Below are 13,017 nucleotides of genomic sequence, written 5' to 3'. Positions count from 1 at the left end.
GGCGCCGTGGCAAATGTCGAACAGGTTCAGCAAAAAAAGGGCCCGTCGCTTGTCATCCAGCTTGCGATGCTGCTGGCGGTGACGGGCGCCGCGATCGGCATGGGCTGGATGTCCGGCGGCTATCTGAAGGGCGTCGGGGGACCGGTGCCTGTGCCCGCCGCACCGGAGAACCAGTCCAATGCCGAGCAACCGAGCAAGGCGGCCGAACATGCTCCCGGCACCGGGCCGACGCTTGTCCAGCTGGCGCCGATCACCACCAATCTGGCTTCGCCTGCTGACACCTGGATAAGGCTGGAAGCGTCGGTGGTCTACGATGCGCCGCAGCCGCCGGAACTTACCGAAAGCATTCACCAGGACCTGCTTGCCATGGTCCGCACCCTGAAGATGCATCAGATCGAAGGCGCCAGCGGCTACCAGCATTTGAAAGCCGACCTCGAGGAGCGCGCCGCAATCCGCAGCGGTGGCCATGCCAAACAGGTTCTGATCAGGACATTGCTGCTCGAATGAGAAAACTCGTCCTCGCCGCCGCGATCGTCGTCGCCGCCACCTCTGTCGCCGCCGCCCAGCAGCTCGATCTCGGCGGCATCGGCAAGGCCGACGGCGCCACCGTCGGCTATATCATCCAGATGTTCGGTCTGCTCACCGTGCTGTCGGTGGCGCCGGGCCTGTTGATCATGGTGACGAGCTTCACCCGCTTCGTCATCGCCTTCTCGATCCTGCGCGCCGGCATCGGCCTGCAGTCGACGCCGGCCAATCTGATCCTGATCTCGCTGTCGCTGTTCATGACCTTCTACGTCATGGCGCCGACCTTCGACCAGGCCTGGAACACCGGCGTCAAGCCGCTGATGGACAACCAGATCAGCCAGACCGAGGCGTTCGAAAAGATTTCGGACCCGTTCCGCACCTTCATGCTGCACAATGTCCGCGACAAGGACTTCGACCTGTTCGCCGATCTCGCCCGCGAACGCGGCCAGGTCGTTGCCAGGGACACCGTCGACCTGCGCATCCTGGTGCCGGCCTTCATGATCTCCGAAATCCGCCGCGGCTTCGAGATCGGCTTCCTGATCGTGCTGCCGTTCCTCGTCATCGACCTGATCGTCGCCACCATCACCATGGCCATGGGCATGATGATGCTGCCGCCGACCGTCGTTTCGCTGCCCTTCAAGATCCTGTTCTTCGTCCTCATCGACGGCTGGAACCTGCTTGTCGGCAGCCTGGTGCGCTCCTTCACCTGACCGTCCGCGCGCCCTTGGCGCCTTGCTAAAATTTTATGCAATATATTTCCGGTTAACCGTCCCGTTTAGTCCTTTGGTAGGGACTTGCCCGCATATTGCTCGCAGATGGCGGGTGATCGGGTCTCACGATCATTGGCATGATGCCGCTCCGTCATACCGGAAAAGCCGGTATGTCAAAAACACCCTGTAAAAATCAAGGTACGAGTAGCCATGTCCAGTATCATGACGAACGCCTCGGCGCTGACCGCGCTGCAGAGCCTGAACAACACCAACAAATCCCTCGAGCAGACGCAGGCCCGCATCTCGACCGGCTACCGCGTTGCCACCGCTTCCGACAACGCCGCTTACTGGTCGATCGCGACCTCGATGAAGTCCGACAACAAGGCCAACTCGGCCGTGCAGGACGCCCTCGGCCTCGGCGCCGGCAAGGTTGACACCGCCTACACCGCCATCAACGACGTCAAGGACCAGGTCGACCTGATCAAGACCAAGCTGGTCACTGCCCGTAGCGCCTCGAAGGAAGACCAGCAGAAGATCGCGACCGAAATCAACGCCATCCAGGCGCAGATCAAGTCCTCGGTCGCCAACGCCAACTTCGCCGGCTCGAACCTGCTGCAGAACGACGCTGCCGCTGCGTCCGACCTGAAGATCGTTGCGGCTTACAACCGTACCGGCGCGACTGTCACCATCGACACCATCGACGTCAAGGCTGCCGATACGCAGGTTCTCGATGTCGCCGGCACGGGCGGCATCGTCGGCGGCCTGCTCGCCGCTGCCTTCTTCGACCCGAGCACCACGGCGGTTACCCCCGCCGCCATCGACACCGCGCTCGGCACTGTTGAAACCGCGCTTGCCAAGCTGTCCACCGGCGCTGCCTCGCTCGGCGCCGCCAAGTCGCGCATTGACACCCAGAAGAGCTTCCTGTCGAACCTGTCGGACTCGATCGACAAGGGCGTCGGCGCTCTGGTCGACGCCGACATGAATAAGGAATCGACCCGTCTGCAGGCCCTACAGGTCCAGCAGCAGCTCGGCATCCAGGCGCTGTCGATCGCCAACGGCAACTCGCAGTCGATCCTGTCGCTCTTCCGCGGCTGATCTCTCGACATTACGACTGACACCATCCGTCGGGCCGCGCCAACAGCGCGGCCCGATTTCTTTTTGCGGCTGTTGATTGTCTTGCTAAATGGCTGCCGATTTTTGCTCTTGGCCAGCGCCCTGAATGGCTTGGTTTAACAGGCCGTTAACCATATCCCGGTAGTCATGGTTAACCATTCCATGGCGGGCAGACCATACGGTCGATGGGCTTATGCCTACCCCCTTGATGAAGTTGATCCGGCGTGTTCGGGACACGCCAGTGTTTGAAAAGGGGTAAATATCTTGGCTAGCATCATGACGAACGCTTCGGCTCTGACCGCGCTGCAGAGCCTGAACAACACCAACAAGCAGCTTGAAACCACCCAGTCACGCATTTCGACCGGCTACCGCGTCGCCACCGCCAGCGACAACGCCGCCTACTGGTCGATCGCCACCACGATGAAGTCCGACAACAAGGCGCTTTCGGCCGTTCAGGACGCGCTTGGCCTCGGCGCCGGCAAGGTCGACACCGCCTACACCGCCATCACCGACATCAAGGACCAGGTCGACCTGATCAAGGCCAAGCTGGTCACTGCACGCAGCGCCAGCAAGGACGACCAGCAGAAGATCGCCACTGAGATCAAGGCTATCCAGGACCAGATCAAGTCGTCGGTCACCAACGCCTCCTATGCCGGCTCGAACCTGCTGCAGAACGACGCTGCCGCGACCTCCGACCTGAAGATCGTCGCGTCCTATAACCGCACCGGCACGACCGTCGCCATCGACACCATCGACGTCAAGGCGGCCGACACGCAGGTCCTCGATCTTCCCGGCACCGGCGGCATCGTCGGCGCTCTGCTGGCGACGACCTTCTTCGATCCCAGCACAACCCAGGTCCTTCCGGCAGCCATCGACACCGCACTTGGCGCCGTTGAAACGGCGCTTGCCAAGCTGTCCACGGGCGCTGCCTATCTCGGCGCCGCCAAGTCGCGCATCGATACCCAGAAGAGCTTCCTGTCGAACCTGTCGGACTCGATCGACAAGGGCGTCGGCGCGCTGGTCGACGCCGACATGAACAAGGAATCGACGCGGCTGCAGGCCCTACAGGTCCAGCAGCAGCTCGGCATCCAGTCGCTGTCGATCGCCAACGGCAACTCGCAGTCGATCCTGGCGCTGTTCAAGCAGTAAGCCTGACCCGGCTTTCTCCTTCTTGAATTGAAGGGCCCCGCCGACAGCGCGGCCCATTCGCTTTGTGGCTGTGTTTTTACGCCTGTAGTTGACCCGGAACCGCTGCACACTTCCGGGCGACATGCTCTATCATCTTCGCACAAGCTTCGCGGTCTAGTGTTCCCACGGAATATCATGCTGGGAGCGCTTGAATCGTGCCGCAACAGATCCAGAGCATCATCTCGAATCTCAGGGCATTTGGCGTCAGGCGCCTTGCCATGCTGGCCGGCATTGCCGCATTGGTGATGGCCGTCATCGGCATCGGCTCAGTCTATCTCAACCGCCCGGCCTATGAGACGCTCTATGTCGGGCTCGATCGCTCCGACGTGAACCAGATCGGCCTGGTGCTCGGCGAAGCCGGCATCGGCTTCGACGTCGGCTCCGACGGCACCTCCGTGCTGGTGCCGGCCGGCACCACCGCGCAGGCGCGCATGCTGCTCGCCGAAAAGGGCCTGCCGACCAGCGCCAATGCCGGCTACGAACTGTTCGACAATGTCGGTTCTCTTGGCCTGACCTCCTTCATGCAGCAGATCACCCGCGTGCGCGCCCTGGAAGGCGAGATCGCCCGCACCATCCAGTCAATATCCGGCATCAAGGCCGCCCGCGTTCACATCGTCATGTCCGAGCGCGCCAATTTCCGCCGCGACGAACAGCAACCCTCCGCCTCGGTGGTCATCCGCTATTCCGGCATCGACGCCGAAAAGAGCGCCATGTCGATCCGCCATCTCGTCGCCGCCGCCGTGCCGGGCCTGTCGGCCGACAAGGTTACCGTGCTCGATTCCAACGGCAACCTTCTCGCCGCCGGCGACGATCCCTCCAACACAAGTGCTGCCCGCACGCTCGGCGTCGAGCAGACCGTCGAGGCGCAGATCGGCGACAACATCCGCCGCGCGCTGACGCCTTATCTCGGCCCCGACAATTTCCGCGCCAGCGTCAAAGCCGACGTCAATACCGACACCCGCCAGACCGAAGAGACAATCTTCGATCCGGAGTCGCGCGTGGAGCGTTCCGTGCAGTCCGTGCGCGCCAACGAAAACAGCAATCAGAGGCAGGCCTCGACCCCGGCCACCGTCGAGCAGAACCTGCCCGAGACCCAGGCGACCAGCACCGATGGTCCGCAGACGTCATCGGAGAATGATCGCAAGGAGGAGATCACCAATTACGAGATCAACTCCAAGAAGATCGCCACAGTCTCCAACGGCTATTCCGTCACCAAGATGTCGATCGCCGTCGTCGTCAACCAGCAGCGGCTGATGACCATCCTCGGCAAGGACGCCACACCCGAACAGATCGCCAAGCGCGTCGCCGACATCCAGAAAATGGTCGCCTCAGCCACCGGCTTCGACGACAAGCGCGGCGACATCATCGATGTCTCGGCGGTCGAGTTCATCGACGGGCTGGACGGCGAGCCGGTCGAACAGCCGGGCATAATGGCGTCGATCGGAACCCATGCCGGTACGATGATCAACGCCGGCGCGTTCATCGTCGTGGTGTTCCTGGTCGCCTTCTTCGGCCTGAGGCCAATGGCCACCGCGCTGAGCGCGCGGCCGACGCCGGCACTTGCCGGTCCGAGCTTCGACGACGTCCAGCGTTCGCTGCCGACACCCGAAGCCGCCGGCGCCGAACCGGCGCCGGCTGCCTTGCCCGGCAGCCGCCCCGGCCCGACTCCACTCGATGATCTTCGCCAGAAGATCAGGCCGGCGCCACAGGAGCGGCTTGCCCGCATGGTCGACATCAATGAGGAGCGCACCGCGCAGATCCTGCGCAAATGGGCGGCCCAGGAAGCAGCGGTATAGACCATGGCCTCGGCAGCGCTTTTCGACCTTTTGCCGGATTTCGGCGCACGCAGCCAGCGTGCCGGCCAGCCCTCGCTCGCGGCCATGGCCGAGCCAAGGCCGGAGACGTCGGCGCCGCAGGCCGACATCGGCGCGCTGATCGCCGAAGCGGTCATCGATGCCGAAGCCGCCCTTGAAGCCCGCCTTGCCATCGCCCACCAGGCAGCGCTCGAGGCGCAGAGACAGGCCAATGCCGATGAAGCAAAGGCCTTTCTGGAAAGTTTCGGCGGCGATCTCGGCGCGGTCGTCACTGCCCGTATCGAGATCATGGAGGCCAAGGTCAGCGACCTCGTCGGCGCCACCGTTGCGCGCATCATTGGCGGCCTTGTCAGCGACGATCTGCAGAAGCGTTCGCTGGAAGCCCTTGCCGACACGATCCGCGAAGCCGTCGGCGACAGCGAGGCGGTGCGCATCGCCGTGCGCGGACCGCTGTCATTGTTCGAGGCACTGAAGGCTTCGCTCGGCCCACGCGCGGCCAATCTCGATTTCATCGAGGCGCCCGGCTTCGACCTTACCGTCGCCATTGACGAGGCGGTGTTCGAAACCCGCATTGCCGAATGGTCGGCCGCCTTGTCGGAGGCCCTATCATGAGCGGGGCCCTATTATGAACGAGTGGACGTCATGAGCGTTGTCGAGGCCGCAGACGCCAGGCACGAGATCATCATCGTGCGGCGCAATCACGACGACCACGACGACGCCCACCATGGCGGCGTCTGGAAGATTGCCTTTGCCGATTTCATGACCGCCATGATGTGCTTCTTCCTCGTCATGTGGCTGATCAACGCCGCCAACGAGCAGACCAAGGCGGCCGTTGCCAGCTACTTCAATCCGGTCAAGCTGGTCGATCGCAACGCCAGCCGCAAGGGCCTCGAAGACCTCGGCGATGGCCCGAGCAAGGTCGGGCTGACGGCCGACGACCCGCGGGACAAGACCAGCAAGGCCGGACAGGACGGCATCGGCGGCGCCGGCACCTCGGACAAGAAGCAATCGAAGGAATCGGCGCCGAAGACCGATCTTTCCGACGAGCATCTGTTTGCCGATCCCTATGCTGTGCTGTCGGAAATCGCCACCGACACCGGCGTCATGCAAAATGTCAGCGAGAAGGGCGATGGCGGCGCGCAGGCGTCCGGCCCGGCTACCGGCGCATCCGGCGGCCAATCCTACCGCGACCCGTTCGCGCCGGATTTCTGGTCGCAGCAGGTGGCTGCACCAGGCGCCGAAGCCACCGCCGAACGCACCAAGATCGAAGGCGATCCCCTGAAGCCGGGTGACAAGGCGGCACAGACGCAAGTGGCGGAGGTGAAGGCCGTGCCGGCCGCGCCGCCAGTGGCCGCGGCGCCGCTCGAGCCGCTGGCGAAATCCGTTTCCGATAAGCCGCTGACCAAGGCTGAAGCCAAAGCAGAGGCCAAGGCCGAAGCCGCCGAAGCACAACCCGCACCCAAACCCGAAGCCGCAGAAAAAGCGCCGACGGCCGCCACTGTTAGAGCCGCGGCGCAGGTCAAGCAGGAACTGGCCGAGGCCTTCAAGCCAGGCGACAAATTGCATGATGGCGTCTCCGTCGAAGCCACCGACAAGGGTGTCGTCATTTCGATCACGGACCAGTTCGATTTCGGCATGTTCGAGATCGGATCGGCTGTGCCTAGGCGTGAACTGGTGCTGGCGATGGAAAAGATCGGCCGCATCGTCAACGAGCAGAAAGGCACGATCAGCATCAACGGCCACACCGACGCGCGGCCGTTCCGCAGCGACACTTACGACAATTGGCGGCTGTCCACGGCGCGCGCCCATTCCGCCTATTACATGCTGGTGCGCGGCGGCGTCGACGAGCGCCGCATCACCGAGGTCGCCGGCTTCGCCGATCGCGAGCCGAAAATTGCAGCCGACCCGATGGCGGCCGCGAACCGCCGCATCGAAATCCTGATGGCGACCGACGGATGAGGCGCGCCGCGATCATCGGCCGCGCCGTCGGGCTGCTGCTGCTGAGCGCTGTCCATCCGCCATCGGCCTTCGCCGAGGACGGCTTGCAGCCCTATCAACTGGTGCGCTCGCTGCAGCTTGTGCAGGACCGCATCGCCGCCGGCGATCACGCCGCGCTGCCGATGCAGGCCAAGCTGCTCGAAATGGCCGACACAAGGCTGCGCGCGGCGGACGCAGATGATTTCAGCGACCCGAAGAATTTTCGCGCCTTGCTGGTCTATGGCATGAGTGGCGGCAACCCCGTCACCGTCGAGGCGGCGGTGTCGCGCGCCAAGACCGACCCGCAAAGCCTGACCATCGCCAAGGGCATTGTCGATTATCTGAACGGCCGGCAGGCGGCTGCGATCGAGGCGCTGAAGCCGATCGATCCGATGACCCTGCCCCCCGATGTCGGTGCCTTTCTGGCGCTGGTCAAGGGCTCGCTTCTCGCCACCGAGCAACCGGTCAGCGCGCTTGCGCTGCTCGACGATGCTCGCCTGCTCAGCCCCGGCACGCTGGTCGAGGAAGCAGCGCTGCGCCGCTCGGTCGGCATCGCCGCCGCGCAAGGCGACGGTGCGCGTTTCGCGCTTGCCTCAACCCAATATGTCGAAGACTACCTCTATTCGCCCTATGCCAGCCAGTTCGCCGACGCATTCGTCTCCGGCGTCATCACGCTGCACATGGCAATCAGCCAGGACAAGCTCGCCGACATCACCGCAATGATGGATCCCGAGCGCGAGAAGGTGATCTATCTGCGCATCGCCCGCCGCGCCGCGATCGACGGTTTTGCCGATCTCTCCGCCTTTGCCTCGGCCAGGGCTGAACGGGGCCGCGACGGCATCCACAATCAGGACGATCCGCGCGCCCAGCTCTATTCCAGTCTGTCCACGGTAACGTCCGGCACCATCGGCGAGGTCCGCGCCAAGCTGGACAAGATCGATCGCAACCAGCTTTCGCAAAGCGACCGCGACCTGCTCGATGCCGCGCAGGCCGTGGCGGGTGAAGTCATCGCCCCGCCGGCGCCGCTGCCTGCCGAAAAGCCCGCACCTGCCGCGGCCAGGCAGGAGCCGGTCAAGACCGCGGCAGTGGAAAGACCCGACGAGCCAGAGCTGCCGCCGGTCGAAGGCGCGATGCCGGAACAGCCAGCCGCCACAACGTCGAGTGAACAGCCCGCAACCGACCAACCGAAGGCGGCAAGTGAGCCGGCCGCGCAGGCACCGAGCACGCCAGAGGCAAAGGCGGCGGAAACGCCTGCAGTCGCCTCGGCCAGCGATGCGGCTCCGGTCGTGCCGGCATCGGTGCCGGCCCCCGCCGCAGTAGAGCCTACCGATCCCACCGACGCCGCCATGGCGAGGACGCGTCGCCAGCTCGATTTGATCGACCAGATGCTTGGAGCAGCCCCGAAATGACCACCAATGTTGGCCAGGCCCTGCCGGCTCCCGCGCACGCCGGATCGAAGCAGTCGGCCTCAAACGCCAAAGGTGGCGACAAAAGCTTCGGCGACATGGTGCGCGGCGACGACGATGCGCCGACACCGATAGGCCAGGGAGCAATTGAGGCCGCGTCGCACGAGCTGCGTTGGGCCAAACGCAGCCCTGCCGGTCCCGGCAAAAGCGAAATCCCACACACCCAGTCTGGCAAAACGGGGACGAAATCCGCTGCCGGCAAGGCCGCAAAAGAACATGCCGATAGTGGCCCGGACAAACCATCCAAGGACGCTGAGGTGGCCGGACGAGACGCGGATGCAGGATCGCTGCAGGATCATTTGCCACTGGTGCTGGCGCTGCACGATATCAGGCATTTCTCAACGGTCCGGACAAGCGGGAACGGCATCGCGACGAATGGACAGACTGGGCAACCGGCGCCCGCTGGCGAGGCCATTTCTGCACAGACGTCGCCTCTGAAGAGACACCGCGCAGCGTCCGGCATTGACAACAGACTCGACACGACGACGCGATCGGAACGGGCCAAGCCCGGTACCAGCGTTTCCGCACAGGATCAGGGGCAAAAGCTGCCCGCGATCGGGCTCCAGTCCGGCAAACTGCCGCACCAGGATGGTCCGACGCCTCCTCTACCGGCGGACCAGACGGCAAGCGACGTTTCGGCACCCGAGGCAAAACGGTCCGCGCCGTCGGCGAAGTCCGTCGATGGAGCCCATTCCGCGGCATCGGCCACACAGGGAAAACAGCCGCCATTCGCTGCGCGCGTCGACATTGTCGCCGAACAGAGCTTCCCGGCCCCGGCGCAAAACCCGATGAACCAGACGACTTCGGCGCTTATCGACGTGCTGGCTTCGGACAACGGACTGCGGCAAGCGGTTTCGACGCCGTCGACGAGCGCCCAGACGGCCGGTTCTGTTGCCGTTCCGACACATATATTGAAGATCGAGCTTCACCCGGCAGAGCTCGGCATGGTCACCGCCAGTCTCAGGCTTTCCGGAGAACAACTTTCGATAGAATTGAAGCCCGAAACCCATGAGGCTTACCGCCGTCTCGCCACCGATAGCGACGCCATCGTGAAGTCGTTGCGCGGGCTCGGCTTCGATGTCGACAAGGTCACCATCCTGCAACCTTCGATAGCAGTCCACGCAGGGGTTCGCAGCGATGCAGCGAACTCGCAGCCAATGCCGCAAGGCCGCGACCAGTCCGCTTTTCAGCCCGGAAACTCGAGCGGCAACAATACGGGTTCGGGCGGCCAGCAGTCGGGAAGAAACCGCAATGACGATGCCCAGGAATTCGGCCGCACTGGCGCGCCTGCTCGCGAGCGCGATGGCGAGGATATGTTTATCTAGCCTCATCGCCGGGCCTGCCAACGCCGCCACCAACCCTTGCGAGCCCGAGATCTTGCGTGCCGCCGACCGCTATGGCGTGCCCGCCGGCATCCTCTATGCGGTCGGGCTGACCGAGACCGGCAAGAAGGGTAGCTTGCAATCTAACGCATTGAATATAGCGGGAAAAGCGGTATTTCCAAGGAGCCGCACTGAGGCCCTGGCCGCCTTCGAAGCAGCCCGGCGCGAGGGCAAGACACTGATCGATCTCGGCTGCATGCAGATCAACCATCACTATCACGCCGCGCATTTCCGCAGCGTCGACGACATGCTCGACCCGCGCCAGAATGTCGACTATGCCGCACGCTTCCTGGCCAGCCTGCATGCGCGTCATGTCAGCTGGTCGATGGCCGTCGCCCGCTACCACGCCGGCCCCGACAATGATCCCGCGCAGAAATTCTATGTCTGCCGCGTCATCGCCAATATGGTCGCCACCGGCTTCGGCAAATGGACCCCGAACGCCCGCAACTTTTGCAACCCTTAGGTGAATCATCTCTTGCGAACGGCTGCAAATCCACGCCCGGCGGGTGACGTGCCACGTCACCCGTTCGGCAACCAACGATACAACCTCCTGATTGCGGTTATTTCGAAACTCGAAATAACTCCCAAGAAAATAGCTACAAGAAATGATGGTTGTTCAGGATTCCCGGCACCGGTTACGGCTCTTCCCACGGGGCAGATGATCTGATTCGGAGGCGGGGCCGATGATTGTAATCGTTGACGAGCGAGAGCTCGTAACTGAAGGCTACAATTCACTTTTCGATCGTGAGGGCGTTGCCTGTGCAGGCTTCGCGTCCGGTGAATTCGGCGAGTGGGTGACATCGGCCGCCGACACGGATTTGCGATCGGTCCGAGCCTTCCTCATCGGCGACTGCCGCGAAGGCGCCATCTCGCCACGCCAGATCCGCGACCGCACCGGCGCTCCGGTTATCGCGCTCAGCGAACAGCACTCGCTCGAGAATACGCTGCGGCTGTTCGAGAGCGGTGTCGACGACGTCATCCGCAAGCCGGTCCATATCCGTGAGATCCTGGCCCGCATCTCCGCCATCCGCCGCCGCGCCCATGAGGACGTCAGCTATACCGAGATCGGCGCCATGCGCATCTTCATGGACGGCCGCGATCCCGAGATCGATGGCCAGCCGTTGCCTCTGCCGCGTCGCGAGCGCCGCATCCTCGAATATCTGGCGAGCAACCGCGGACGCCGCGTCACCAAGACCCAGGTCTTCAACGCCATCTACGGCATCTTCGACGAAGAGGTCGAGGAGAACGTGGTCGAGAGCCACATCTCCAAATTGCGCAAGAAGCTGCGCGAAAAGCTCGGCCAGGACCCGATAGATTCCAAGCGCTTCCTTGGCTACCGGCTGGTGTTCTGATGGCGGTCTGCGCCAGCCTCGCGCAAGACAGAAATTATATCCTCGCGACCACAGATGGGCCTAACGATGTTGGGCATTGAGGAGACGTTCGATGAGCCTTTACGGAATGATGCGGACCGGCGTTTCCGGCATGAACGCGCAGGCCAACCGCCTTTCGGCGACAGCCGACAACATCGCCAATTCCGACACCACCGGCTACAAGCGATCCTCGGCCGAGTTTTCGACGTTGATCATGCCGCAGGTCGGCGGCGCCTATAATTCCGGCGGAGTCAACACCACCATCCGCTCGGCCATCAGCGCCCAGGGCGTGCTGCAGTACACGACTTCGGTTTCCGACCTTGCGGTGAACGGCAACGGTTTCTTCGTCGTCCAGGACCCCAGCGGAACGCCCTTCCTCACCCGCGCCGGCGCATTCGTTCCCGACGCTCAGGGCAGACTGGTCAACGCCGCCGGCTACCAGCTGATGGCCTACAGCTACGCCAACGGCACACCGGCTGCCACCGCCAACGGTTTCGAAGGGCTGGTGCCGGTCCAGATCTCCGACCAGGAAATGACGGCGACGCCCAGCACCACAGGCAATTTCAACGCCAATCTGCCGGCTGGCGCCACGCCGCCCGCCGGTCCGCTGCCTTCCACCAACAGCCCGACCGCCGAATACACGTCGAAGTCCTCGATGGTCACCTACGACAATCTCGGCAACAAGAAGCTGCTCGACGTCTATTTCACCAACACCGGCACCGGCACCTGGTCGGTCTCTGTGTTCGACCAGTCCCAGGCGACGCCGGGCACATCCTTCCCCTATACGGGCGGTGCGCTGGCCACGGCCAACTTGACCTTCGACACCACCACCGGCAAACTCACCGGCGCCGTCGACTCAATCACCATCCCCGTGCCGGGCGGTGCGTCGCTCGATCTCGATCTGTCCAAGCTGACCCAGCTCGGCACCGGCTTCACGGTCTCCGAAGCCAAGGTCAACGGCAACGCGCCCAGCACGATCGAAAAGATCCAGATCGGTGAGGACGGCGTCATCTACGCCCAGTATCAGGACGGCTCGACCAAGCCGCTGTTCAAGATCCCGCTGGCTGACGTCCAGAGCCCCGATAACCTCACCGCACTGCCGGGCAATGTCTATGCACAGTCCACCGACTCCGGGACCGTGCGCATCGGCTTCGCCAATGAAGGCAAGCTCGGCAGCATCATCTCCGGCGCGTTGGAAAATTCCAACGTCGATATCGCCGAGGAATTGACCAACATGATCGCGGCGCAGCGCAGCTACACCGCTAACTCGAAAGTGTTCCAGACCGGTTCCGACCTCATGGATGTCCTTGTCAACCTGAAGAGATAAACGACGGGCACTAGTGGGATGAACCCAAACCAGAGCAGCGCGGTGCGCGGATTTCGAATTCAAGGCCACACCGGCAAACCGGCCGGGGTGGTCTGGAATTGCAGGTTTCCGAACGCCGACGCCGCCGACAGGGCAGAGACGTCAT

The 13,017-nt window shown here is 63.5% G+C and carries 12 protein-coding genes; all 12 read left to right on the top strand.

Annotated features, from left to right (window positions below; all coding sequences use genetic code 11):
* The first annotated feature begins 6 nt into the window (after positions 1-6).
* The 12 genes from NKI88_RS04645 to NKI88_RS04590 all read left to right on the top strand — a co-directional run bounded on the left by NKI88_RS04645 (position 7) and on the right by NKI88_RS04590 (position 12,872).
* Positions 7-507 (top strand): flagellar basal body-associated FliL family protein, encoded by a 501-nt coding sequence (locus NKI88_RS04645; protein WP_023673655.1) that lies wholly within the window; start codon positions 7-9, stop codon positions 505-507.
* Positions 504-1,235 carry a flagellar type III secretion system pore protein FliP gene (gene fliP, locus NKI88_RS04640; protein ID WP_023710973.1) on the top strand — a complete coding sequence of 244 codons (732 nt, stop codon included), beginning with the start codon at positions 504-506 and terminating at the stop codon, positions 1,233-1,235. The genes NKI88_RS04645 and fliP overlap by 4 nt, the downstream gene beginning before the upstream one ends.
* 210 nt (positions 1,236-1,445) lie before the next feature.
* Positions 1,446-2,330 carry a flagellin N-terminal helical domain-containing protein gene (locus NKI88_RS04635; RefSeq protein ID WP_023683303.1) on the top strand — a complete coding sequence of 295 codons (885 nt, stop codon included), beginning with the start codon at positions 1,446-1,448 and terminating at the stop codon, positions 2,328-2,330.
* Between the two features lie 282 nt (positions 2,331-2,612).
* Complete coding sequence (locus NKI88_RS04630) at positions 2,613-3,497, top strand: flagellin N-terminal helical domain-containing protein (RefSeq protein WP_023683302.1); 885 nt, start codon at positions 2,613-2,615, stop codon at positions 3,495-3,497.
* Between the two features lie 194 nt (positions 3,498-3,691).
* The gene (gene fliF / locus NKI88_RS04625) at positions 3,692-5,332 is read left to right on the top strand and encodes a flagellar basal-body MS-ring/collar protein FliF (RefSeq protein WP_023683301.1); all 1,641 of its coding nucleotides are present in this window, start codon (positions 3,692-3,694) and stop codon (positions 5,330-5,332) included.
* A gap of 3 nt (positions 5,333-5,335) precedes the next feature.
* Entirely contained in the window at positions 5,336-5,962 is a 627-nt protein-coding gene (locus NKI88_RS04620) for a hypothetical protein (protein ID WP_352653942.1), read from the top strand.
* A 30-nt stretch (positions 5,963-5,992) separates the two neighbouring features.
* Positions 5,993-7,309, top strand: a complete 1,317-nt coding sequence (locus NKI88_RS04615; protein WP_352653940.1) for a MotB family protein — start codon at positions 5,993-5,995, stop codon at positions 7,307-7,309.
* Positions 7,306-8,736, top strand: coding sequence for a MotC family chemotaxis protein (locus tag NKI88_RS04610; RefSeq protein ID WP_023820678.1), 1,431 nt, complete (start codon positions 7,306-7,308; stop codon positions 8,734-8,736). Before NKI88_RS04615 ends, NKI88_RS04610 begins: the two co-directional genes overlap by 4 nt.
* Entirely contained in the window at positions 8,733-10,118 is a 1,386-nt protein-coding gene (fliK, locus tag NKI88_RS04605) for a flagellar hook-length control protein FliK (protein WP_023691730.1), read from the top strand. Before NKI88_RS04610 ends, fliK begins: the two co-directional genes overlap by 4 nt.
* Positions 10,096-10,638 (top strand): transglycosylase SLT domain-containing protein, encoded by a 543-nt coding sequence (locus NKI88_RS04600; RefSeq protein WP_352653938.1) that lies wholly within the window; start codon positions 10,096-10,098, stop codon positions 10,636-10,638. Before fliK ends, NKI88_RS04600 begins: the two co-directional genes overlap by 23 nt.
* A 220-nt stretch (positions 10,639-10,858) precedes the next feature.
* Complete coding sequence (locus tag NKI88_RS04595; RefSeq protein ID WP_352653936.1) at positions 10,859-11,527, top strand: response regulator transcription factor; 669 nt, start codon at positions 10,859-10,861, stop codon at positions 11,525-11,527.
* A gap of 91 nt (positions 11,528-11,618) precedes the next feature.
* Entirely contained in the window at positions 11,619-12,872 is a 1,254-nt protein-coding gene (locus NKI88_RS04590) for a flagellar hook protein FlgE (RefSeq protein WP_352653934.1), read from the top strand.
* Positions 12,873-13,017: the final 145 nt, after the last annotated feature.

Source organism: Mesorhizobium sp. M0317, from assembly GCF_040321555.1.
In the GTDB taxonomy this organism is placed as follows: Bacteria; Pseudomonadota; Alphaproteobacteria; order Rhizobiales; family Rhizobiaceae; genus Mesorhizobium.
Note: the sequence above shows the minus strand (reverse complement) of the source record. Positions and strands in the feature narration are given on the sequence as shown.